Consider the following 22,731-nt stretch of genomic DNA (forward strand, 5'->3'; position numbering starts at 1 on the left):
CCCCTGGGTTCGAACAAAAAGCGCAAAGCATGGGCGGTTTTGATCGATTAAATCGATCTGTCCCGGGCATCCCAGTACTGCTGGGCCAGGGCGAAGGCTTGCTCCCGGGGCGTGCCCAGGCCACGCAAGGCCAGGGCCATGGTGGCCAGCAGGGCCAGTTGCGGGTAGCTGTCTTCTACATCGCCGCGCCACAGCGCCTTGAGGTGCTCGGGTTCCAGGCTCGCAGGTTTCACATGGCGTTGTGCCGACAGTGCCGGCCATTCCTCGTCCCAACTGACGCCACCGGTGCTGCCGTACAGATGGCTGGCGGTGTCCGGGTTGATCTCGATCTCGCCGCCATCGCCCTTGATCACGATGACGTTGTCCCCCAGCAGGCCGCTGGCATCGCGGTGCACTGCCTGGTAGCCGGGGTGGAAGATGCTCTGCAGGCCGCAGCGGGCGCCCAGGGGGTTGAGGATTCGCGCCAGGGAATGGATCGGTGAGCGCAGGCCGAGGATGTTGCGCAGGTCGATCATGCGCTGCAGTTGCGGCGCCCAGTCCCCCAGGGGCATGAAGGCCAGGTTGCCCTGGTCCAGTGCCTGGCCGACCGCCTGCCAGTCACGGCACAGGGGAATCCCCAGGGGCTCCAGCAACTGCTCGGTGTACAGGCGACCGGCCGTATGGGCGCCGCCGCCGTGGAGCAGGATGCGCACGCCGTTTTGCGCCAGGCACTTGGCCGCCAGCAGGTACCAGGGCAGGTGGCGCTTCTTGCCGGCGTAGGTCGGCCAGTCGAGGTCCAGGGCAATCGCCGGGGTGTTGAGGCGTTCGCGCAAGGCTTCGGTGAAGCCCGCCAGCTCTTGCGGGCTTTCTTCCTTGTGCCGCAGCAGCATGAGGAAGGCGCCGAGCTGAGTGTCCTCGACCTGGCCGTCCAGCAGCATGCCCATGGCTTCCCGGGCTTCCTCGCGAGTCAGGTTGCGCGCGCCGCGCTTGCCCTTGCCGAGAATCCGCACGAATTGGGCGAAAGGGTGTTCTTCCGGGGTTTGGGTGAGCAGGGGAGCGAAATCGTTCATAGGCAATTGGTCGGCTTGGGCAGGCCCGCCAGCTTGGCGGCAAGTTTGGCGGGAGTGCCTTTGAAGAGTCGGTTCAGGTGCAGGCTGTTGCCCTTGTCCGGGCCCAGCTTGAGGGCGGTGTACTTGATCAGCGGGCGGGTGGCCGGGGACAGCTGGAATTCCCTGTAGAAGCCCTGGAGCAGTTCGAGGATTTCCCAGTGCTCCGCGCTCAGCTCAAGCTCTTCGTTGGCGGCCAGGGCTTGCGCCACGTCGGCGGACCAGTCGTCGAGGTTGACCAGGTAGCCGTCCTTGTCCAGTTCGATGGCGCGAGCGCCCACAGTCAGGGTACTCATAGCCAGGTGTTGACCTTGTCATGCTGAAGGGACAGCTCGACGAAGCCCGGGTAGTCCACCGCGCGGGCCCAGGCCGGCAGGGCCAGGCCGCGGGCGTTCAGGTCTTCTTCCAGCACGTACAGATTCAAGCCGCTACGGGTGCTCAGTTCGCTGCAAATGGCGCTGCCCGGTTGCAGGGCATAGGCGGCGTCGCCGCACAGCAGCAGGCCGTCGGCGCTGCCCAGCAGGCGCAGGCAACTGCTCAGGCGGGTGTCGGTAAAGGGCGAGTGGGACAACACATGCAAGGTCGACATCAGAGGGTAATCACCTGGTCAAAACGGTCGATGATCCCGGCCAGTTCCGGGGCGTCCAGCAGCTGTACATCGTCAAGACTCAAGCTCGCCGGGTCGAGGCCGCGGGCAGCGAGGCTGGCGCTGCAGGCAAACAGTTCGTCGACGCCGAACAGCGACAGCGCCTGCAGGTTGGCGCTCAGGTCTTTCTGGCGCAGCAGCGAGGCCTGTTGCCCGGGCGCCAGTTGCAGCACGCCATCATCGAGAAACAGCAGGCCGATGGGCAGGTCGAAGGCCCCGCCGGCCAGGACGATATCCAGCGCTTCCCGGGCGCCAGGGCCGGTCCACGGCGCCTGGCGGCTGATCAACAACAGGGATTTGGCCATGTCACGCCCCTCCAAAACAGATCAGGCGGTCGGCGGCCTGTACCGCGTCATGCAATTGCCCGAGCCCCGACAGCTCCCAGGGGGCTTCGACGCTCACCGACGTACGCTGGTAGCGCTGGGCTTCGTCAGCATTCAACACGCCTCGGCGCAGGGCTGCGGCGATGCACACCACGCCGTCCAGTTGATGCTGGCCGACAAACTCGCGCCATTCCCGAGGCAGGTCCTGTTCGTCCTGGGGCGTGACGATGCTGTTGGCGGCGTTGTACACGCCGTCCTGGTAGAAAAACAGCCGGACAATTTCATGCCCGCCCGCCAGCGCCGCCTGGGCGAACAGCAGGGCGCGGCGCGAGGAAGGCGCGTGGGCGGCAGAGAACAGGGCGATGGCGAACTTCATGACGGACTCGATGGATAAAACTGCGGCCATGATAAAGCTTTCTCCGAACATCGGCTAAACCCGTTTCGCCCCTGGGGCTCCGGTTCCAGGCATGCAGGACATATCGGGTAAAGCATTGCCCGGCCCCAAACCGCGAAGCGAGGGATAGACTCGCGCCTTCATTCAACCGGGGACAAGGAGCAAGGGATGATGGATCTGAATTCGGCGGTGGTAGTGGTCACGGGGGCCGGAAGAGGCTTGGGGGCCGCGCTGGCCATCAGCCTGGCGGACCAGGGCTGCAAGCTGATTCTCTGTGGGCGCAACCCCGAGGCCCTGGCGCAGGTCAGCGCGGCCATCGAGTCGCGTACCGGCAGCCCCGCCGATCAGGTGGTGGTGGACCTGGCCAGCAGCGACAGCGTCAAGGCCGCCCTGGCTGAGATCCACGTCCGCCACCCGCAAGTGGACATCCTGATCAACAACGGCGCCATGTGGCTGGAGGCCAGCGAGCAGCCCCACAGCGCCGCTGAAGTCACCGGGGTGATCGACGCCGCACTGAGCGGCACCTTCCTCCTGACCCAGGGCCTGCTGCCGGTGCTCAAGGCTTCCAAGCGCCCGGACATCGTCACCATCGGCTCCATCAGCGGCTTGCCCAATGCACCGCTGCACAGCGTGTCGCTGCCGTTCTATGCGGCCAAGCACGGGCAACTGGCCCTGGCCGATGGCCTGCGGCAGATGCTCAAGGGCACGCCGGTGCGCTCGCTGTGCGTGCACCCGCCGTACCTGGAGGATGTCTCGCCGCTGGATGAGGCCTGGCAGCAGATTCCGGCGCGGCAGAAGGGCGAGCAGGGCACCAACCGTGATGTGGTGGAGGCCGTGATCTTCGCCCTGACCCGGCCGCGGCATATCAGCCTGTCGTCGATCGTGATCGATACCGACAGCGGCGGCCTGTTCAGCTGATAGCCATGCTCAATGTCAGCGGTTCTTGTAGCCCAGTTGCCAGCGGCGGGGGATCTTCAATGACGCCACACCCAGCAGCACGGCAAACAACCCGCTGACATACAGTGCCTTGAGCCCCAGGTGCTGTTCCAGCAAGGCGCCCAGCACCGCCCCGGCGAACATGCCGCTCCAGGGCACCAGTTGCACCCGCCAGCCGTTGCGCCGGTCGCCGAGCATCCAGCGCCCCAGGCCGCGGCCAAAGCGTGAGAGGGCGCCGGTGACGTAGGTCAGGCCGATGGGCAGGCCGTTCACTTCCTCCACCGCGGCGTTGAGCATGCCCATGGCAATGATGGCCGCCAGCAGGGCCGGCAGTTGCTGCTCGAAAGGCCAGGCAGCAGAGGCGCAGAGCAACGCGCCGATGCTCAGCAGCAAGGGCAGGGCACGGTGCCCGGCCAGGCGGCTGACCACCACGCCCAGGGCGTTACCGACGATAAAGGTCGCCACCAGGAGCAGCAGGCGCAGTACCAGGCCCGGTTCGCCATCGCTGATGGCTACGGCCATGCGCGTGGTGTTGCCGCTCATGAAGGAAACGAAATCCCCGGTGGCCATGAAGCCGATGGCGTCGGTCATCCCCGCCAGCACCGAAAGGCAGGCCACCAGCCCGAGGCCGACCCGTCCGCGCCATTTCTGCGCGTGCTGCAGGGCTGCGCTGGCCGATTGCGTGGAAGTCGAAGGCAACATCGTCGGTTCTCCTGAACAGGGACTGCGAGGGGCGCGTGCGGGTCAAGGCCGAGGGTCAAGGTGGTGCAGGGTGCAGTACTCGTCCCACGGCATGCCGGCCATCTCCGCCACTTCCCGGTGCACCTCAAGGCGCTGGACGTGGAATTCCTCGGGGCTGGCAGCGGTCAGTTGCAGGCTCAGTTCCCAGGCGAACAGCCCAAGGCGTTCGGCTTCGGCCTCGAAGGCTTCATGCAGGCGCTCGGCGCGATACTGCGCCGGGGTTTCGCCCCGGGCCCGGGCTTCCAGGGGGTTGAGGTTGTCCAGCTGTTCGCGCAGCTCGGGGCGCTGTTCGAGGAACGTGACCAAGGCCTGTTCATGCGGGTGTTGATCGATTGCCATGAAGACTCCCGGAAAAAGCGCCACGCCAGGGCGCAAGACTGAATGGGTTACGGCCGGATGCTCAAGGCAGGTTCGGCTGAGCGGCCATCAAGCCACGCAGCCGCGCCAGATCCTTGCACGGGATGACATAGGTGCGCGCCAGCCGGTCGCCGATGCGCTGGCCGCGGCTTGATTCGCAGCAGATCAGCAGGGTCACCGGGCTGATGGCCGCTTCGAAGGGACGGGTCGCCGAGCGGATCAATACCTGCAACAGCGAGGGGGGCTGGCCGATGCCATTGATCACTTGCAGGCCGCAAAGTGCCTTGCCGGCGGTGTAGCCACGCCACAGGTATTCGTTGAGGGGAAAATACAGGCACCAGGTGGCCAGCAGGCACCAGGTGGAGAATTGCTCCATATCCGGGTATTGGAGGCGTTCGGCCAGTCGGCACAGGACAAACCACAGCAGCAGTACCAGCAGGCCGTCGACCAGATAAGCCAGAATGCGCCGGATGATCAGGCCGGCTCTCGATACTTCCATGCACTGCCCCAAAGACTACGCCCTGTATTGAGCGCCCTATTGTAAGGCTTAAAGCCCCTGCGGGGGCGAGGCTTCACAGGGATGTGAAAAAAACGTGAAAAATAATTAGAACCTTTTGCTTTCGACTTCCCTCGAAAAGGCTCCTGCAGCATTTGCCTTATTCAAACAGGGAGATCTACACACGATGTCAAAGGTATTCGCAACCCTTCTGGCCAGCACCTCTGCAGCCACCTTGCTGGCCCTTTCCAGCAGCGCCATGGCCGCCCCGGCCACCGGGCCGATTTCCACCCTGGGTATCCTCGGTAGCTACAACGACTTCAAGCTCGAAGGCGGTAGTGAAAGCGACAAGGAGCACCTGGGTGAAGGGGGTGTGTTCTACAACTTCGGCAACAAGATGACCGCCGAATCGGGCCTGATCTACCAGGCCGGGGTCGAGGCCAAGTTCGGCAAGAAGCACGACAACAAGCTCAAGGAAGGCCAGGCCGACCTCGACCTGGGCTGGCGCGCGGCCCTGGACGCACGCAACTTTGTCGATGTGCTGGTGGGGGGTGGCTACACCTGGACCCGCTACGAGCCGGACACCGGCGATTACGACATGAAGCTCACCAACAAGTCGCCCTTCGCCAAGGCCGCTCTGGGCTACAACCACCAGTTCGACGACCTGACCATGCGCGTCGAGCTGGGGGCGCGCCACACCATCAACGGCAAGGCGCGGCTCAAGGTGGATGACGTCGGCAGCGACACCGTGGACCTCAAGGACCGCACCAACCCTTACGCCGAGGTGAATTTCTTGATGAACCAGAACGGCTCGCTGCCGGTCATGGCCGGGGTCTATTACACCCGCACCGAGTACAAGCTGGACGAAGATACGCCTGTGGCTGACAACACCAAGCTCAAGCGTAACGAGTATGGCTTCAAGGTTGGCCTGACCTTCTAAGGGCTGCCGCCCGTTTCAAGCTGCAAGAGAGCCGCCGGTGCCCGTCTTTCGATGGGGCCGGCGGTTGTGCTTTCAGCTGACGATGGGGTGTTCGCGGCCGATCTCGCTGCGCAACTGGGCGATCAGGTGCAGGCAGTGGGTGAGGCCCGGCGAGGGCTCGCCGATGCGGCGGCTGAGGATGATCGGCGAGGTGGCCTCGGCCTCCAGTAGCGGGCAGAAGCCGATGTCGTCACGGTGCAGCACCTGCACCGAGGCCGGTACCAGGGTAATGCCGATGCCGGCGCCCACCAGGCCGATGGCGGTCTGCAATTCGTTGGTCCACTGGGCGATCTTCAGGTTCAGGCCGCGGGCACTGAACAGCGCGATCACATGGTCGGCGTAGCTCGGGCGCGGGTTGGCCGGGTACAGCACGAAAGGCTCGTCCGCCAGTTGCGCCAGGCTCACCGGTTGCCCCAGCAGCGGGTGGCCGGCGGGCAGGGCGACCACCAGGCGGTCTTCGGTCAGCACCTTCTGCACGATGGCCGGATCGTCGATGTGGATACGCCCGAAGCCGATATCGATGCGCCCGGCCTTCAAGGCTTCCACCTGCTGCAGGGTAGTCATCTCCGACAGGCCCAGTTCCAGTTCCAGGGTGCCGTTGCTGCGCAGGCGGCGGATCAGTTGCGGCAGCACGCCGTACAGGGTCGAGGGGGCAAAGCCGATGCCCAGCCAGGTCTTGTGCCCCAGGCCGATGCGCCGGGTGTTGTCGCAGACCTTGCCCAACTGCTCCAGTACCCGGTTGGAATGCTCGTAGAAAAACCGCCCGGCGGCGGTCAGGCGCAGCGGTCGGCCACGCTCCAGCAGCAGCACCCCCAACTCGTCTTCCAGTTGCTGGATCTGCCGGCTCAACGGCGGCTGGGCGATGTGCAGGCGCTCGGCGGCGCGGGTGAAATTGAGGGTTTCCCCCAGCACCTGGAAATAGCGCAGATGACGCAGTTCCATGACAGCTCCCCAGTGGTGAAGTGCATACCTTAAAGGTATCAAGCCAGACCAATTCTATATTGGAACCCCGGAAAAAGCCGGGACAGAATCGCTGGCAGAACTTCAAGAACCTGATGGGTATGGAAATGCACGCTTCTGCCATTGAATCGATCGAGACGATCATCGTCGATCTGCCGACCATCCGCCCCCACAAGCTGGCCATGCACACCATGCAGAACCAGACCCTGGTGCTGATCCGCCTGCGCTGCGCCGACGGCATCGAAGGCCTGGGGGAATCCACCACCATCGGTGGCCTGGCCTATGGCAATGAAAGCCCGGACAGCATCAAGACCAATATCGACCGTTTCGTCGCGCCGCTGCTGATCGGCCAGGACGCCAGCAACATCAACGCCGCCATGCTGCGCCTGGAGCAGAGCATCCGCGGCAACACCTTCGCCAAATCCGGTATCGAAAGCGCCTTGCTCGACGCCCAGGGCAAGCGCCTCGGGCTGCCGGTCAGCGAACTGCTGGGCGGCCGGGTGCGCGATGCGCTGCCGGTGGCCTGGACCTTGGCCAGTGGCGACACCGCCAAGGACATCGCCGAAGCGCAGAAGATGCTCGACCTGCGCCGCCACCGCATCTTCAAGCTGAAGATCGGCGCCGGTGAAGTGGACCGCGACCTGGCCCACGTGATCGCCATCAAGAAGGCCCTGGGCGACAGCGCCAGCGTGCGGGTCGACGTCAACCAGGCCTGGGACGAAGCCGTGGCCCTGCGCGCCTGCCGCATCCTCGGCGGCAATGGCATCGACCTGATCGAACAACCGATTTCGCGCAACAACCGCGCCGGCATGGTGCGCCTGAATGCCAGCAGCCCGGCGCCGATCATGGCCGACGAATCCATCGAGTGCGTGGAAGACGCCTTCAACCTGGCCCGGGAAGGGGCGGCCTCGGTGTTCGCCCTGAAGATCGCCAAGAACGGCGGCCCTCGCGCCACCCTGCGCACCGCGGCAATTGCCGAGGCGGCGGGCATCGGCCTGTACGGCGGCACCATGCTCGAGGGCGGCATCGGCACCCTGGCCTCGGCCCACGCCTTCCTGACCCTGAACAAACTGAGCTGGGACACCGAACTGTTCGGCCCGCTGCTGCTGACCGAGGACATCCTCGCCGAGCCGCCGGTGTACCGGGATTTCCACCTGCATGTCTCAAAGGCACCGGGCCTTGGCCTGAGCCTGGACGAAGAGCGCCTGGCGTTCTTCCGTCGCGACAAAACCACCCCCGTGCTGCATCACACCTGAGGAGGGCTGCATGCTATTCCACGTGAAAATGACCGTGAACCTGCCGGTCGACATGAACCCCGAGCGCGCCGCGCAGCTGAAAGCCGACGAAAAGGCCCTGGCCCAACGCCTGCAGGCCGAAGGCAAGTGGCGCCACCTGTGGCGCATCGCCGGGCTGTACGCCAACTACAGCGTGTTCGACGTCGATAGCGTGCAGGAATTGCACGACACCCTGATGCAATTGCCGCTGTACCCCTATATGGCCATCGAAGTTGATGCGATGTGCAGGCATCCTTCTTCCATTCATGAGGATGACCGCTGAGCCCGTGCCAGCCCGTTCACCACTCTAATAAATACAAGATGAGGATTAATCATGAACGTCAGAATTTCCCACACTGCCAGCGCCCAGCAGTTTCTTGAAGAAGCCAGCGGCCAGTTCACCGAGGGCGGCAACCCCCGGGCCAAGGCCATCATCTACCGCATCCTGCGGGATTCGGTGAACATCATCGAAGACCTGGAGATCACCCCGGAAGAGTTCTGGAAGGCCGTCAATTACCTCAACGTTCTCGGCGCCCGCCAGGAAGCCGGGCTACTGGCCGCGGGCCTGGGCCTGGAGCATTACCTGGACCTGCTGATGGACGCCGCCGACGAACAGGTGGGCAAGACCGGCGGCACCCCGCGAACCATCGAAGGCCCGCTGTACGTGGCCGGTGCACCGCTGAGCCAGGGCGAAGCGCGCCTGGACGACGGCGTCGACCCGGGGGTGGTGCTGTTCATGCAGGGGCAGGTTCGCAACACCGCCGGCGAGCCACTGGCCGGGGCCATCGTCGATGTCTGGCACGCCAACACCGGCGGCACCTATTCCTACTTCGACGGCAGCCAGTCGGAGTTCAACCTGCGCCGGCGCATCGTCACCGACGCCGAGGGCCGCTACCGCTTTCGCAGCATCGTGCCGTCCGGCTACGGTTGCCCGCCGGATGGCCCGACCCAGCAACTGCTGGACCAACTGGGCCGCCATGGCCAGCGCCCGGCGCACATCCACTTCTTCATCTCCGCCGATGACCATCGCCACCTGACCACCCAGATCAACCTGGATGGTGACCAGTACCTGCACGACGATTTTGCCTACGCCACCCGCGACGAGCTGATCGCCCAGATCACCTTCAGCGAAGACCAGGCCCGGGCCAAGGCCCTGGGGGTCAGCGGGCGCTTTGCCGAGATCGAGTTCGACTTCACCCTGCAGTCTTCGGCCCAGCCGCAAGAGCAGCAGCGCCACGAGCGGGTCCGCGCCCTGGAGGACTGAAGCGCCGACCGTGCCTGGCCCGGCCACGGAGCACCGACCCAGGTGCCCGTGGCTTTTGCCGTTATGCCGGGCCTGACGAGACTGCGCTGCGTGCCTGAAGCGCAGACCCAATAAGAACCATCAGAGTGACCCGATCATGCAGATGCATCTGTTGAGTGAGCGCAGCAGCGTGTTTGTTCAAGCCGATCCCTATGCCGTATCCGGTTACGTCAACCAGCACGTGGGCAGCCACTGCATCCGCCTGCCCCGGGCCGGCCATCCCCAGGCCAGCCTGCAACACCGGGCCCTGGCCAGCCTGGATTTGTGCAGCATCAGCTACGGCGCCAGCGTGCGCGTCACCTCGCCGGCCCTGGAAAGCATCTACCACTTGCAAGTACTGCTGCGGGGCCACTGCCGGTGGCGTGGCCCGGGCCAGGAGCACTACTTCGCCCCGGGGGAACTGCTGCTGATCAACCCCGACGACCCGGTGGACCTGACCTATTCCGACGACTGCGAAAAATTCATCATCAAGATTCCCACCCACCTGGTGGAAAACGCCTGCCAGGAACAGCGCTGGCAGTACCCGGGGCAGGGCGTGCGCTTTCTGCGCCAGCGCTACCAACTGCAGGAGCTGGAAGGCTTCGTGCCATTGCTGAGCTTGCTGTGCCAGGAGGCCGAAGCCCTGGAGACCATGCCCAAGATCCAGGAGCACTACGCACAGATCCTGGTGGGCAAACTGCTGGGCCTGATGCAGACCAACGTCCAGCGCGGCACCCTGAGCGCCTCGGCGGCGACCTTCGAACGGATTGCCGACTACATCGAACGCAACCTCAAGCACGACATCGGCTGCGAAGAACTGGCGCAACAGGCGCGCATGAGCCTGCGCTCGTTGTACGCGCTGTTCGAGCGCAACGCCCGCACCACGCCGAAAAACTACATCCGCCAGCAGAAACTGCAACGGGTGCACGCCTGCCTCAGCGACCCGCACAGCCCGGTGCGCAACGTCACCGAACTGGCCCTGGATTTCGGCTTCCTGCACCTTGGGCGTTTTGCCCAAAGCTACCGCCAGCAATACGGCGAACTGCCCTCCGACACCCTCAAGCGTCGGCACTGATCCTCAGGCATCGGCCTCTTGTAGGAGCTGGCTTGCCAGCGAAGGGGCCGGCAGGCTCAGCACCCCATCCAAGGGCCTTTTCGCCGGCAAGCCGGCTCCTACACAACCCACCGCCGGCGCTTTTGCAGAAAACGGATACAGGTCTGCACGCATCGGCTTTTGCCCCGCCAACCCCCGTCCTAGCATGGCCCTGCCTGAATAAAAACAATGGAGGCGGCGGCCATGTCCCTGCGACCCGAATACCTGCATTCCCTGCTTGAAGAAGACCCCGACCAGGGCGTCTACCGCTGCAAGCGGGAGATGTTCACCGACCCCCGGCTGTTCGACCTGGAGATGCAGCACATCTTCGAAGGCAACTGGCTGTACCTGGCCCACGACAGCCAGATCCCCAATCCCAACGACTACTACAGCACCACCATGGGCCGGCAATCGATCTTCATTGCCCGCAACAAGAACGGCGAGCTCAACGCCTTCATCAACGCCTGCAGCCATCGCGGCGCCATGCTTTGCCGGCACAAGACCGGCAACAAGGCCTCCTTCACCTGCCCGTTCCACGGCTGGACCTTCAACAACACCGGCAAGCTGCTCAAGGTCAAGGACCCGGCCGCCGCCGGCTACCCGGCCAGCTTCAACTGCGAAGGCTCCCACGACCTGACCCGCGTCGCGCGCTTCGAGTCCTACCGCGGTTTCCTGTTCGGCAGCCTCAACCCCGACGTGCTGCCCCTGGTGGAGCACCTGGGGGAGTCGGCGAAGATCATCGACATGATCGTCGACCAGTCCGCCGACGGCCTGGAAGTGCTGCGCGGCTCTTCCAGCTATATCTACGAAGGCAACTGGAAGCTCACCGCCGAGAACGGCGCCGACGGCTACCACGTCAGCTCGGTGCACTGGAACTACGCCGCCACCCAGAACCAGCGCAAGCAGCGCGAGGCCGGGGAAGACATCCGCACCATGAGCGCCGGCACCTGGGCCAAGCAGGGCGGCGGTTTCTACTCGTTCGACAAGGGCCACATGCTGCTCTGGACCCGCTGGTCCAACCCCGAAGACCGCCCGCTGTACGAACGCCGCGACGAGCTGGCCCGGGACTTTGGCCAGGCCCGCGCCGACTGGATGATCGAGAACTCGCGCAACCTGTGCTTGTATCCGAACCTCTACCTGATGGACCAGTTCAGCTCGCAGATCCGCATCGCCCGGCCGATCTCCGTGGACCGCACCGAAATCACCATCTACTGCATCGCGCCCAAGGGCGAGAGCGACGAAGCCCGGGCCCGGCGCATCCGCCAGTACGAAGACTTCTTCAACGTCAGCGGCATGGCCACCCCGGACGACCTGGAGGAATTCCGCTCCTGCCAGCTCGGCTACCAGGGCAGCACCACGGCCTGGAACGACATGTCCCGCGGCGCCGAGCATTGGGTCCAGGGCGCGGACGACGCAGCGAAAGAAATCGACCTGCAACCGATCCTCAGCGGCGTGCGCACCGAGGATGAAGGCCTGTTCGTGATGCAGCACAAGTACTGGCAGCAAACCCTGCTCGCGGCCCTGGAGCGTGAAGCCTCACGCCAGATCGCAGTGGAGGCCGTGCAATGAACATTTCCTACGATGCCGTGCGGGATTTCCTGTATCGCGAAGCCCGCTACCTGGACGACAAGGACTGGGACAGCTGGCTGGAGCTCTACGCCCCGGACGCGACCTTCTGGATGCCCTCCTGGGACGACAGCGACCAGTTGACCGAAGACCCGCAGCGGGAAATCTCGCTGATCTGGTACGGCAACCGCAGCGGCCTGGAAGACCGGGTGTTCCGCATCAAGACCGAGCGCTCCAGCGCCAGCATTCCCGACACCCGCACCTCCCACAACCTGTGCAATATCGAGCTGCTGGAGCACGGCGACGGCTTCTGCAAGCTGCGCTTCAACTGGCACACCCTGAGCTTTCGCTACAAGACCGTGGACAGCTACTTCGGCTGCAGCTTCTACACCCTCGACCTGCGGGGCGAAAACCCGCTGATCCTGGCCAAGAAAGTCATCCTGAAGAACGACTACGTTCGCCAGGTCGTCGATATCTACCACCTCTGAGGCGACCGCCATGAGCCATCAAATCGCACTCAATTTCGAAGACGGCGTGACCCGTTTCGTCAACGCCAACCCGGGCGAAACCGTGGCTGACGCCGCCTACCGCCAGGGCATCAATATTCCCCTGGACTGCCGCGACGGCGCCTGCGGCACCTGCAAGTGCCTGGCCGAGGCGGGGCGCTACGAGCTGGGGGAGGATTACATCGAAGACGCCCTGAGCGCCGACGAGGCCGAGCAGGGTTTTGTCCTCACCTGCCAGATGCGCGCCCTCGGTGATTGCGTGGTGCGGGTGCCGGCTTCGTCCCAGGTCTGCCGCGCCGGGCAAGCCACCTTTCAGGCCAGCATCAGCGCGGTGCGCCAGTTGTCCGACAGCACCATCGCCCTGTCGATCAAGGGCGAGGCCCTGAACCAGCTGGCGTTCCTGCCGGGGCAGTACGTCAACCTTGGCGTGCCTGGTAGCGAGCAGACCCGCGCCTATTCCTTCAGCTCCCTGCAGCGCGATGGCGAAGTCAGTTTCCTGATCCGCAATGTGCCCGGCGGCCTGATGAGCAGCTTCCTCACCAGTCTCGCCAAAGCCGGCGACAGCATGACCCTGGCCGGGCCCCTGGGCAGCTTCTACCTGCGGGACATCCGCCGGCCCTTGCTGTTGCTGGCCGGTGGCACCGGGCTGGCGCCGTTCACCGCCATGCTGGAGAAAATCGCCGAGCAGGGCAGCGAGCACCCGTTGCATCTGATCTACGGCGTGACCAACGATTTCGACCTGGTGGAACTGGAGCGCCTGGAAGACTTTGCCGCGCGTATCCCGCAGTTCAGCTTCAGCGCCTGCGTGGCCAACCCCGAGAGCCAGTACCCGCGCAAGGGCTACGTGACCCAGCACATCGAACCGGCGCACCTCAACCAGGGCGATGTGGATGTCTACCTGTGCGGGCCGCCGCCAATGGTGGAGGCGGTGAGCCAGTTCATCCGCGAACAGGGCATCGCCCCGGCGAACTTCTACTACGAGAAGTTCGCCGCCAGCGCCGCCTGAAGAGCGCCTCGCCGCTGTAGGAGCTGGCTTGCCAGCGAAGGCGTCCACAAGAGCGCTGCTAGGCTCAAGGGCCTCTTCGCCGGCAAGCCGGCTCCTACGTCGGGTGGTGTTCTCCCTATCTTTTTGCATTCACGAGGTTTCCATGAACCGTTTCCACAACCAAGTCGCCCTGGTCACCGGCGCCGCCCAGGGCATCGGCCGTCGCGTTGCCGAACGCCTGGCCGAGGAGGGCGCTCGCGTGGTGCTGGTGGATCGCTCCGAACTGGTCTTCGAACTGGCCGCTGCACTCAGCCCCCGCTACCCGGTGCTGGCCCTGACCGCCGACCTGGAGCAGTACAGCGAATGCAGCCGCATCATGGCCGCCGCCATCGCCCACTTCGGCCGCCTCGACATCCTCATCAACAACGTCGGCGGCACCATCTGGGCCAAGCCCTTCGAGCACTACGAGCCGGCGCAGATCGAAGCCGAAGTGCGCCGCTCATTGTTCCCCACCCTGTGGTGCTGCCACGCCGCCTTGCCGCAGATGCTGGAGCAGGGCAGCGGCGCCATCGTCAACGTTTCCTCCATCGCCACCCGCAGCCTCAACCGCGTACCCTACGGCGCGGCCAAGGGCGGCATCAACGCACTCACTGCATGCCTGGCTTTTGAAACCGCCGGCCGCGGCGTGCGGGTCAACGCCACCGCTCCCGGCGGCACCGAGGCACCGCCGCGGCGCATTCCGCGCAACAGCGCCGAGCCCAGTACCGAAGAGCAGGCCTGGTACCAGCAGATCGTCGACCAGACCCTGGATAGCAGCCTGATGCACCGCTACGGCAGCGTTGACGAGCAGGCGGCGGCGATCCTGTTCCTGGCCTCCGACGAAGCCTCCTATATCACCGGCACGGTGCTGCCGGTGGGCGGCGGCGATCAGGGCTGAACGAGGGGCGAACTGGACGCCCCTACCTGTGGCTGGCCACGGCGGTGCTTATGCAGCTGGCCAGCCCGAGGGCCTCTATGGCTGCGGTGGAATGGGGTAGGGCAAGGTGATCGGCGGTGCATCCTGCAGTTGCCGCGAAGACTGCGCCATCAGATAACCGATGATCTGCGCCGAGCTCAGCTCGATATGCAACATATCTTGATCGCCAAACCACTCGTTGGGCCAGAAGATCAGGTCCGAGGCATTGGCCTCGGGGAAGTTGGTTTCCAGCAGGTTCAGGGCGTAGTCCGTATCAGACTCCGTGCCTTCGCACAGGCAGATGAAATCCGCCAGGGCGCAGGCCTCGGCGAAGCTCAGGTCGTCAACGTAGCGCTCCTGATGAAAGGCCGTGCGCAGAAAGTTCGCCGCGCTGGTATGGCTGTGCATATCGCGAAATTCGTGGAACTCGAAAGGTCGGCCGGCGTGGCTGTTCCATTGTTCGATCAGCACACTGATCTCGGGGCTTTCCCGTTCCTGGTTGTCCCAGATGCGGTCGAGGATCTGCTTCAGCAAGCCCTTCATCAGCGCACGTATTTTCGGCGTGGCGGGTGTTGGTTTCAGCCGTTCCGGCATGGCCATGGGTGTCTCCCTGATTGTCATTTCGTTTGTAGGAGTCGGCTGCCGACGAAGGCGATCTTACGGATGCTTTCGCCGGCAAGCCGGCTCCTACGGGGGCGTGCTTGTGTAGGCGCTGGCTTGCCAGCGAATACGCCCGCAAGGCCGCCCCCATTCCCGAGCGGCGCACAGGATAGGCCCTTCGCGCCGCCGACTAAAGCGCCGGCCCCAGCAACAACAATGCACACAGCCCGCCCTCAGGCCGATTGCGCAACTCCAGGCGACCGCCGATCTTGCTGACGATCATCTGCACAATCGCCAGCCCCAGCCCGGCGCCATTGGCGTTGCCCTGGCTGTAGAAGCGCTCCAGCAAACGCTCGCGCTGCTGCTCGTCGATACCCGGCCCCGCATCTTCCACACACAGGTGCATCGCGCCGTCCGCCTGAGGTCGCAGGCCGACTCGTACCTCGCTGCCCGCTGGGGCAAAGTTCAGGGCGTTGGTCACCAGGTTCTGCAGGGCGATGGCCAGGGCCACCGGGTCGGTAGCGATCAGGCAGCCTTCGTCGCCTTCCAGCACCAGTTCGACGTCTTTCTCCAGGGCCAGGGGCGTCAGTTCCGCCAGCTCTTCGCGCACCAGGGCGCTGAGGTCGATGCGGCTCAGGCGCGGGCTGTTCAGCTGTGGCTCGATGCGGGCCATGGTCAGCAACTGGCTGCCGATGCGGGTGGCGCGGTCGACGCCGCTCACCAGAAAGTCCAGGGCTTCCCGGCGTTGCTCCGGGTTGCCGGCACTCTGGGCGTTCTGCGCATGAATCCGCAGGATCGCCAGGGGCGTGCGCAGTTCATGGGCGGCGTCGGCGATAAAGCGCCGCTCGCGCTCCAGCAGGCTGTCGATCTGGGCCAACAACTGGTTGAGGGCGGTCTGCATCGGCTCCAGGTCCTGGGGCAGGGGCTTGAGCCCGAGCGGCTGCAAGGTGTCGCTGCTGCGCCCGCGAATGGCCCGGGCCATGGCCCGCAGCGGCGCCAGGCCCCAGCCGATGGTCAGCCAGATCAGCAGCGCCAGCAGCGGCACGCCGATCAGGGTCGGCCACAGGGTATGGCGCACGATGCGCTGGATCAGGTCCTGGCGGATGTCATCGCGCTCGCCAACCCAGATCAGCAAGCCCTGCTGTGGGTCGGCCAGCAGGAAGGCGCACCAGTCCTTGCCGTTTTCCAGGATGTCGTGGGCCCCCAGGGTGGTGGGAGGAGCCTCCAGCAGCGGGGCCTCGGCGGAGCGCATCAGCAACTGGCCATCGTCGCGCCAGACCTGGAAGGTCAGGCGGGTTTCATAGGGGTGGGCCGCGCCTGCCACGCCGACCCGGCTCATGGCCTGGTCGAAGGCCTGGTGCAGGCGCTCCCAGTCCGCCGCGTCCGGCTTTTGAGCCGGGTCGCGCTGGCGCAGCACCCCTTGCAGCAGGCGCGCGCTCTGGGCCAGCTGGGCGTCGTAGACCTCTTCGATTTCGTGGTGGCTGTCGCGCAGCACCAGCCAGCTGATCAGCAGGTCCCCCAGCAGCACCAGCACCAGGACCGGCAGCAGGATCCGCGTGCGCACCGAGTTCATGGCTTGAGCGCCAGCACGTAACCGACGCCGCGCACGGTGCGGATCAGCTCGCTGCAGAGCTTCTTGCGCAGGTTATGGATCAGTACTTCCAGGGTGTTGCTCTCGACCCGGTCCTGCCAGCCGTACAGCGCCCGGGACAGGCGCTCGCGGGTCACCACCTTGCCCGGGCGCACCATCAGCTGGTGCAGCAACTGGTATTCCATGGGCGTCAGCACCACTTCGTTGTCTTGGTAGTGCACCTGCTGGTTGGCCGGGTCGAGGCGGATGCCGGCGTGTTCCAGCAGCGGCTGGGCACGACCCTGGCTGCGGCGCAGCAGGGCGCGGACCCGGGCCTTGAATTCCTCGACATCGAAGGGCTTGACCAGGTAGTCGTCGGCCCCGGCATCCAGCCCGGCGATGCGCTCGGCGGTGCCGTCGCGGGCGGTGAGAATCAGCACTGGCAGGTCCTGCTGGGCGGCGCGCAATTGCTGCAACAACTCCAGGCCGTCGAGCCGCGGCAGGCCCAGGTCCAACAGCAACAGGTCGAAGCTTTCGGTGCGCAGGGCGTGCAGGGCGCTGGCGCCGTCCTGCAGCCAGTCCAGGGTGTAGCCTTCGGCGCTCAGGGCCACGCGGATGCCCTGGCCGAGGGCACGATCATCTTCGACAAGCAGCAGGCGCATGGGCGGTTCTCGGTAGGGCGAGGGGGCAGGGAAGGGGCGCATGATGACGCTGGCCAGGGTCCGTCGGCAGGGGTTTTTAGCGGGGAAAATGTTACCGCGCGTTGCCAACTAAGCTTTCACTAAGCTTGGTTTTGCACAGTGGAATCTCCCCCATCACCGGAGCGTTTTCCATGCGCAAGATCCTCCTGCTGTCCCTGGTTCTCGCCAGCCCCCTGGCCCTCGCCGGCCCGCAATGCACCACCGCCGAACGTTCGCAATGGCAGGATCAGAAGGCCTTTCAGGAACAGCTCAAGGCCCAGGGCTACCAGATCAGCAAGTTCAAGGTCACCGACGGCAACTGCTACGAGATCTACGGCTTCGACAAGGACAAGCGCAAGGTCGAGATCTACCACGACCCGGTCACCGGCAAGGCGGTGAAGACCGAGATTAAAGGCTGATGCCAGAGGCTTCCCTGCGGCTGTGGGACCCGCTGGTGCGACTGTTTCACCTGTCCATCGCCGGGGTCTTTATCGGCAACTACTTCTTCAATGAAGCCGGTGACGACTGGCACGTCTGGCTCGGCTACTACGCCATGGCCTGGCTGCTGTTGCGCACAGCCTGGGGATTTGTCGGGCCGCGCAGTGCGCGCTGGTCCGACTTCTGGCCGACCCGGGCCCGGCTGGCGCGGCACCTGCGCTCGCTGCTGGCCGGGCGCCCCGAGCATCGCCTGGGGCATTCGCCCCTCGGGGCTTTAGTGATGTTGCTGATGCTGCTGGCCCTGTTGCTGATCGGCATCAGCGGTTTCCTGATGCAAGAGGTCGATGCCCTGTGGGGCGCCGACTGGCCGCTGCAAGTGCATGAGACCAGCGCCGATGTGCTGCTAGGGCTGGTGCTGTTGCACCTGTGCGCGGCGATTTTTGAAAGCCTGCAGGTGCGCGACAACCTGCCGTTGTCGATGCTCACCGGCCGCCGCCGGCCCTTGCCGGGCAGTGATAAGCGCTAATGGTTTCTCCCTTGTTCCCACCCTGTATTTGCCACGGGCTCCTGTATGCGTGCGCTGTCCTTTCGCCTGATCTTCCTCTGCGGCAGCCTGCTGTTGGCCGTCGTCTTTATTGCCGCCTGGCGCAGCCATCCGCCTCACCAACTGGCGCCGTTTGCCCAGGCCGCCGTCGGCAGCGATGTGGCTAAAGCCAACAGCACGCCGCAATACAACAGCCGCTTCGTCTCTTCGGACCTGGATGACTTCGTGCATTCCTCCTCGGTGACCGCCTTGTCCGGCGGCGACCTGATGGCCGTGTGGTTCGCCGGCTCCCGGGAAGGCGCCGCCGACGTCCAGGTGCGCAGCGCACGCTTTGACGCCCAGAGCGGCGAGTGGGGCGCCGAGCAAGTACTGGCCACCCGCGAATCGACCCGTGACGGCACCGGGCGCTATATCCGCAAGCTCGGCAACCCGGTGATCGCCCTGGGCCCGGACCAGCGCCTGTGGATGTTTTACGTTTCGGTGTCGGTGGGCGGCTGGGCCACCAGCGCCATCAACCTGATGGTTTCCGATGACCTAGGGCGCAGCTGGTCGGCGCCGCGACAGCTGGTGACCTCGCCGTTCTTCAACATCAGCACCCTGGTGCGCGCCGCGCCGGTGTTCCATGCCGACGGCTCGATCGGCCTGCCGGTGTACCACGAGTTCATGGGCAAGTTCGCCGAGTACCTGTACCTGAGCGCCGACGGCGCGGTGATCGACAAATTCCGCATCAGCCGTGGCAAGCACTCCCTGCAACCGACCATCGTGCCCCTGGACGAACGCCGCGCCGTGGCCATGCTGCGCTACGCCGGCGACACCCACCACAAGGTCCTGGCCAGCCGCACCGAAGACGCCGGGCAGACCTGGAGCGAGCCCTATCCGCTGCAACCGTCCAACCCCAACTCATCGCTGGCGGCGGTGGGCACCGACGACCAGGGCCTGCTGGTGGCCCTCAACGACCTGCAGGACGGACGCTTCAAACTCAGCCTGTACGGCACCGATGCCGGCCTCAGCCAGTGGCGCCCGCTGGTGGAACTGGACCAGTCCCCCGATCCCCTGGGCCAGCCGTTTTCCCACGAGGCCTACAAGGACATCATCGGCGAAGGTTTCCGTGCCTCTAGCGGCGCCCGGCGTCTGCCCCTGGAACAGCGCTTCCTGAGCAACCTCGACTACCGGGTGTGCAAGCCCCAGGGCTGCGACTTCGAGTACGAATACCCCTACTTCAGCCGCGGGACGGACGGCCTGTACCACCTGGTCTATTCCTGGAACAACACCTTTATCAAGCACGTCAGCTTCAACGCGGCGTGGCTGGCGGAGCGCCTGTGATGCTGTCGCTATGGCAAGCCCACCTGAGTTTTATCCTCCTGGGCTTCGTGCTGCTTGGCAGCCTGCGCCTGACCGCGCCCTGGCGGCCCTGGCTGCTGCCCGTGCTGGCCCTGGTCAGCTTTATTCCACTGAACCAGCTGCCGCTGGCGGCCTATGTGCGCAGCTTCACCGATGACCTGGCCATCAGCACCCTGGTGCTGCTGGGCTGGGTCAGCCTGCGGCACTTGGGGGTGATTGCGCCCTTGCCAGCCAAACACCGGGTGCAGGTTTTGCTGCTGTTTATCGGCCTGACCTTGAGCCTGTACCCCGCGACCCTGGGCCTGACCTACCTCGACCCCTACCGCTGGGGCTACAACCCACGGCCGATGATCGTGCTGATGGGCCTGGCGGCGCTGGTGCTGCTATGGCAACGCAACCTGCTGGGGGTACTGATGCTGGCAGCCGGGACCCTGGCCTTCGCCCTGCGCCTCAAGCCTTCGGAAAACTACTGGGACTACCTGCTGGACCCGCTGCTGGCGGGCTACTGCCTGATCGCCGGCAGCGGCGCGCTGCTGCTGTGGCTGTGGCGCCGCGTCACCCAGCGCAGCCGCGGGCAGCCCCTTGCCGGGTAAACCAACAGGCCGCGCCGCGGCCTTCGACAACACCACACAGAGGTCAATGATGGGCGGGTTGCAATCACGCCGCCTGCGCTACGGCGTGGGCGCGATAGGTCTGGTATTCGGCTTGCTGGCACTGCTGCGGCTGCTGTTCGCCGTGGGTTTTTCCGGGGTGGACCTGAGCGCCGCCGACCAGCGCGAGGCCATCCTCCAGACCCTCGGCATCGGCCTACGCTTCGACCTGCGCCTGACCTTGCTGATACTGCTGCCCCTGGCCCTGCTGGCCTGGCTGCCGCGCTGGAACCTGCTGCGCCAGCCAGCCCTGCGCTGGCTGGCCCGGGCCTACCTGCTGCTGGTACTGGGCGGGGTAGGGCTGCTGTACATCATCGACCTCGGCCACTACGCCTACCTCGGCGTGCGCATCAACGCCACGGTGCTGCGCTACCTGGACGACGCACAGATCTCCCGGCAAATGCTCTGGGAAAGCTACCCGGTGCTGTGGATCGTCCTCGCCTGGGGCGGCGCCCTGAGCCTGTGGTGCTACGCCTTGCTGCGCCTGGAACGCCTGACCCTCGATCGCCCGGCGCAACCCCTGGGCCGCTGGTCCCTGGCCAGCGTCAGCGTCCTGGGCATCGCCGCCGTGTTCCTCGGCCTGCTGGGCCGGGTAGAAAACCTCAACCTGGAAAACCCCGTGCCCCTGCGCTGGAGCGATGCCTACTTCTCCGGCAACAGCCAGATCGCCGCCCTGGGCCTCAACCCCGTGCTGTTCTTCTACGACACCCTCAAGGCCGGCGAGGCCCAGTACGACGAAGCCCAAGTGCGCCAACACTACCCGGCCCTGGCCCGCTATCTCGGCGTCGACAACCCCGACCCGCACAGCCTGAACTTCACCCGCCAACAAGGCGTGCAGCCGTACCGCATCGACCGCCCCCGGCCGCCCAACGTCATCTTCGTCATGCTCGAATCCCTCGGCACCAGCGCCGTGGGCGCCTACGGCAACCCGCTCAACCCCACCCCCAACCTCGACCGCCTGGCCCGCCAGAGCTGGTTCTTCAAACACTTCTACGTCCCGGTCACCGGCACCGCCAAGACCGTGTGGGCCAGCATCACCGGCGTGCCCGACGTCACCCGCCAAGAGACCGCCACCCGCCAGCCCCTGATCACTCGGCAACACAGCCTGATCAACGCCTTCAGCGACTACCACAAGCTCTACCTGATCGGCGGCAACGCCGGCTGGGCCAACATCAATGGCCTGATCCGCCAAAGCATCGACAACGTGCGCCTGTACGACGAAAGCCACTGGCAATCGCCCCAGGTAGACGTCTGGGGCATCTCCGACCTCGACCTGTTCAAGGAAAGCGACCGCCTGCTGCGCGCCATCCCCCAGGACCAACCGTTCTTCGCCTACCTGCAAACCTCCGGCAACCACCGCCCGTTCACCATTCCCAAGGACAACGACGGCTTTCAAGCCCAGGACCTGCCCCTAGAACACGTCCAGGCCGCCGGTTCCCGCAGCCTGGAGCAATACAACGCCGTGCGCCTGCTGGACTTCAACATCGGCCGCCTGATGGAGATCGCCAAAGCGGGCGGCTACTACGACAACACGATTTTCGTGTTCTTCGGCGACCACAACACCCGCATCAGCCAGATCCCCCACATGGCCCCCGCCTTTGAACAGCTGGGGCTGGAAAGCAACAACGTACCGCTGCTGATCCATGCCCCGGGGATGTTGCAGCCCAAGGTGATCGAAGAAGCCGTCGGCCTCGCCGACCTGCTGCCCACCGTAGCCGGCATGGCCGGGATGCCCTTCACCAATGGCGCCATGGGGCGGGACATTCAACAGCCTGCTCCGGAAGGCGAGCGGGTGGTGCCGCTGGTATTAAGGGAAGGGACCTTTCCGGTGATTGGCGGCGTGACTCAGAACTTCCTGCTGCAAATGCAACACGACGGCAGTGGGGCGACCTTGCATGACCTAGCGTCAAACACACCGCGTGAGGATGTGGCGCAGGAACATCCGCAGGAGTTTGAACGGTTGCTGGAGTTGACGCGGGGGATGCATGAGGGGGCGCGGTTGATGTTGTATCGCAACGTGCGCTGACAGCGCATAGCCATAGGTTGGCGCCGCCCCGTGTAGGAGCTGGCTTGCCAGCGAAGGCGGCCGAAAGACCGCCTGAACTCTATTTAATAGGTAACCAGTTCAAGGCTGAAGCTGCTGGTGGTTAGGCGATTGAGCGCTATATCAAGCGCCTGATCATCGAACAGTCTGTTCTTGCGAGCAGCAGAAGTTAGAGGGGGACGGGGTAACTCAGGCTTATTCTTAAATACATACCTGTCTCCCCACGTGTCCTCCTAGGCCAGTGCTGCGTGACATTATCCGCGCCTTCGGTGCATGGACAGCTGCG

27 protein-coding genes are annotated in these 22,731 nt (G+C 65.0%); 15 read left to right on the top strand and 12 right to left on the bottom strand.

Translation table 11 applies throughout. The features are described from left to right. Window positions 1-47 precede the first annotated feature (47 nt). Genes AC1RCO_RS01110 through tusD form a run of 5 tightly spaced genes read right to left on the bottom strand, consistent with a single transcriptional unit; the run spans window position 48 to window position 2,430 of the window. Window positions 48-1,049, bottom strand: coding sequence for a glycosyl transferase family protein (locus AC1RCO_RS01110; protein ID WP_065363242.1), 1,002 nt, complete (start codon window positions 1,047-1,049; stop codon window positions 48-50). Continuing rightward, window positions 1,046-1,381, bottom strand: a complete 336-nt coding sequence (locus tag AC1RCO_RS01115) for a TusE/DsrC/DsvC family sulfur relay protein (protein WP_011062160.1) — start codon at window positions 1,379-1,381, stop codon at window positions 1,046-1,048. The genes AC1RCO_RS01110 and AC1RCO_RS01115 overlap by 4 nt, the downstream gene beginning before the upstream one ends. Further along, window positions 1,378-1,674, bottom strand: a complete 297-nt coding sequence (gene tusB, locus AC1RCO_RS01120; protein ID WP_065363243.1) for a sulfurtransferase complex subunit TusB — start codon at window positions 1,672-1,674, stop codon at window positions 1,378-1,380. Before tusB ends, AC1RCO_RS01115 begins: the two co-directional genes overlap by 4 nt. Further along, entirely contained in the window at window positions 1,674-2,036 is a 363-nt protein-coding gene (gene tusC, locus AC1RCO_RS01125) for a sulfurtransferase complex subunit TusC (protein WP_011062158.1), read from the bottom strand. The genes tusB and tusC overlap by 1 nt, the downstream gene beginning before the upstream one ends. Before the next feature lies 1 nt (window position 2,037). Then, window positions 2,038-2,430, bottom strand: a complete 393-nt coding sequence (gene tusD, locus AC1RCO_RS01130; RefSeq protein WP_019092899.1) for a sulfurtransferase complex subunit TusD — start codon at window positions 2,428-2,430, stop codon at window positions 2,038-2,040. A 186-nt stretch (window positions 2,431-2,616) separates the two neighbouring features. Here tusD and AC1RCO_RS01135 point away from each other — a divergent pair, with 186 nt between their 5' ends. After that, entirely contained in the window at window positions 2,617-3,366 is a 750-nt protein-coding gene (locus tag AC1RCO_RS01135; RefSeq protein WP_401336045.1) for an SDR family oxidoreductase, read from the top strand. A gap of 15 nt (window positions 3,367-3,381) precedes the next feature. Here the strand turns inward: AC1RCO_RS01135 and AC1RCO_RS01140 are convergent, their stop codons facing one another. The 3 genes from AC1RCO_RS01140 to AC1RCO_RS01150 form a co-directional block, all read right to left on the bottom strand. Then, entirely contained in the window at window positions 3,382-4,086 is a 705-nt protein-coding gene (locus tag AC1RCO_RS01140) for a YoaK family protein (protein ID WP_065363244.1), read from the bottom strand. Window positions 4,087-4,128: 42 nt separating this feature from the next. Beyond that, a complete protein-coding gene (locus tag AC1RCO_RS01145) occupies window positions 4,129-4,464 on the bottom strand; it encodes a DUF6388 family protein (RefSeq protein ID WP_015636275.1) in 336 nt (111 codons plus the stop codon). A 61-nt stretch (window positions 4,465-4,525) separates the two neighbouring features. Next, window positions 4,526-4,981 (bottom strand): RDD family protein, encoded by a 456-nt coding sequence (locus AC1RCO_RS01150; RefSeq protein WP_492617239.1) that lies wholly within the window; start codon window positions 4,979-4,981, stop codon window positions 4,526-4,528. A gap of 184 nt (window positions 4,982-5,165) precedes the next feature. Between AC1RCO_RS01150 and AC1RCO_RS01155 the strand changes: the two genes are divergently transcribed. Beyond that, on the top strand, window positions 5,166-5,918 hold the full coding sequence (locus AC1RCO_RS01155; protein WP_011062152.1) for an outer membrane beta-barrel protein: 753 nt from the start codon (window positions 5,166-5,168) through the stop codon (window positions 5,916-5,918). Window positions 5,919-5,990: 72 nt separating this feature from the next. Here the strand turns inward: AC1RCO_RS01155 and AC1RCO_RS01160 are convergent, their stop codons facing one another. Further along, complete coding sequence (locus AC1RCO_RS01160; RefSeq protein ID WP_011062151.1) at window positions 5,991-6,899, bottom strand: LysR family transcriptional regulator; 909 nt, start codon at window positions 6,897-6,899, stop codon at window positions 5,991-5,993. Between the two features lie 125 nt (window positions 6,900-7,024). Between AC1RCO_RS01160 and AC1RCO_RS01165 the strand changes: the two genes are divergently transcribed. The 8 genes from AC1RCO_RS01165 to AC1RCO_RS01200 all read left to right on the top strand — a co-directional run bounded on the left by AC1RCO_RS01165 (window position 7,025) and on the right by AC1RCO_RS01200 (window position 14,560). Beyond that, window positions 7,025-8,173, top strand: a complete 1,149-nt coding sequence (locus tag AC1RCO_RS01165) for a muconate cycloisomerase family protein (protein WP_011062150.1) — start codon at window positions 7,025-7,027, stop codon at window positions 8,171-8,173. A 10-nt stretch (window positions 8,174-8,183) separates the two neighbouring features. Then, a complete protein-coding gene (catC, locus tag AC1RCO_RS01170) occupies window positions 8,184-8,474 on the top strand; it encodes a muconolactone Delta-isomerase (RefSeq protein WP_011062149.1) in 291 nt (96 codons plus the stop codon). A 51-nt stretch (window positions 8,475-8,525) separates the two neighbouring features. Beyond that, window positions 8,526-9,455 (top strand): catechol 1,2-dioxygenase, encoded by a 930-nt coding sequence (catA, locus tag AC1RCO_RS01175; protein ID WP_011062148.1) that lies wholly within the window; start codon window positions 8,526-8,528, stop codon window positions 9,453-9,455. A 136-nt stretch (window positions 9,456-9,591) separates the two neighbouring features. Continuing rightward, on the top strand, window positions 9,592-10,548 hold the full coding sequence (locus AC1RCO_RS01180; RefSeq protein WP_492617240.1) for an AraC family transcriptional regulator: 957 nt from the start codon (window positions 9,592-9,594) through the stop codon (window positions 10,546-10,548). 222 nt (window positions 10,549-10,770) lie between these two features. Next, on the top strand, window positions 10,771-12,135 hold the full coding sequence (gene benA, locus AC1RCO_RS01185; RefSeq protein ID WP_492617241.1) for a benzoate 1,2-dioxygenase large subunit: 1,365 nt from the start codon (window positions 10,771-10,773) through the stop codon (window positions 12,133-12,135). Continuing rightward, window positions 12,132-12,620, top strand: coding sequence for a benzoate 1,2-dioxygenase small subunit (gene benB, locus AC1RCO_RS01190; RefSeq protein ID WP_103407227.1), 489 nt, complete (start codon window positions 12,132-12,134; stop codon window positions 12,618-12,620). Before benA ends, benB begins: the two co-directional genes overlap by 4 nt. Before the next feature lie 10 nt (window positions 12,621-12,630). After that, the gene (gene benC / locus AC1RCO_RS01195; protein ID WP_401017576.1) at window positions 12,631-13,644 is read left to right on the top strand and encodes a benzoate 1,2-dioxygenase electron transfer component BenC; all 1,014 of its coding nucleotides are present in this window, start codon (window positions 12,631-12,633) and stop codon (window positions 13,642-13,644) included. 142 nt (window positions 13,645-13,786) lie between these two features. Then, window positions 13,787-14,560 (top strand): 1,6-dihydroxycyclohexa-2,4-diene-1-carboxylate dehydrogenase, encoded by a 774-nt coding sequence (locus AC1RCO_RS01200; RefSeq protein ID WP_103291465.1) that lies wholly within the window; start codon window positions 13,787-13,789, stop codon window positions 14,558-14,560. Between the two features lie 75 nt (window positions 14,561-14,635). Here AC1RCO_RS01200 and AC1RCO_RS01205 read toward each other — a convergent pair whose 3' ends face one another. The 3 genes from AC1RCO_RS01205 to AC1RCO_RS01215 form a co-directional block, all read right to left on the bottom strand. Continuing rightward, window positions 14,636-15,178, bottom strand: coding sequence for a hypothetical protein (locus AC1RCO_RS01205; protein ID WP_492617242.1), 543 nt, complete (start codon window positions 15,176-15,178; stop codon window positions 14,636-14,638). Window positions 15,179-15,368: 190 nt separating this feature from the next. Next, on the bottom strand, window positions 15,369-16,751 hold the full coding sequence (locus AC1RCO_RS01210; RefSeq protein ID WP_015636265.1) for an ATP-binding protein: 1,383 nt from the start codon (window positions 16,749-16,751) through the stop codon (window positions 15,369-15,371). Next, window positions 16,748-17,410 carry a response regulator gene (locus tag AC1RCO_RS01215; protein ID WP_019092959.1) on the bottom strand — a complete coding sequence of 221 codons (663 nt, stop codon included), beginning with the start codon at window positions 17,408-17,410 and terminating at the stop codon, window positions 16,748-16,750. Before AC1RCO_RS01215 ends, AC1RCO_RS01210 begins: the two co-directional genes overlap by 4 nt. 170 nt (window positions 17,411-17,580) lie before the next feature. Between AC1RCO_RS01215 and AC1RCO_RS01220 the strand changes: the two genes are divergently transcribed. From AC1RCO_RS01220 to AC1RCO_RS01240, 5 genes are read left to right on the top strand one after another with little or no spacing between them, the layout of a single operon-like run. Continuing rightward, on the top strand, window positions 17,581-17,847 hold the full coding sequence (locus tag AC1RCO_RS01220) for a PepSY domain-containing protein (protein ID WP_041752407.1): 267 nt from the start codon (window positions 17,581-17,583) through the stop codon (window positions 17,845-17,847). Next, window positions 17,847-18,392 (top strand): cytochrome b/b6 domain-containing protein, encoded by a 546-nt coding sequence (locus AC1RCO_RS01225; RefSeq protein WP_258610968.1) that lies wholly within the window; start codon window positions 17,847-17,849, stop codon window positions 18,390-18,392. The genes AC1RCO_RS01220 and AC1RCO_RS01225 overlap by 1 nt, the downstream gene beginning before the upstream one ends. A gap of 45 nt (window positions 18,393-18,437) precedes the next feature. Then, window positions 18,438-19,733 carry a sialidase family protein gene (locus AC1RCO_RS01230; protein ID WP_492617243.1) on the top strand — a complete coding sequence of 432 codons (1,296 nt, stop codon included), beginning with the start codon at window positions 18,438-18,440 and terminating at the stop codon, window positions 19,731-19,733. After that, window positions 19,733-20,344 (top strand): hypothetical protein, encoded by a 612-nt coding sequence (locus AC1RCO_RS01235; RefSeq protein WP_262212386.1) that lies wholly within the window; start codon window positions 19,733-19,735, stop codon window positions 20,342-20,344. Before AC1RCO_RS01230 ends, AC1RCO_RS01235 begins: the two co-directional genes overlap by 1 nt. Before the next feature lie 49 nt (window positions 20,345-20,393). Next, window positions 20,394-22,427 (top strand): LTA synthase family protein, encoded by a 2,034-nt coding sequence (locus AC1RCO_RS01240; protein WP_492617244.1) that lies wholly within the window; start codon window positions 20,394-20,396, stop codon window positions 22,425-22,427. Window positions 22,428-22,731 lie beyond the last annotated feature (304 nt).

This window comes from Pseudomonas sp. GW823-FHT03E05 (assembly GCF_058796855.1).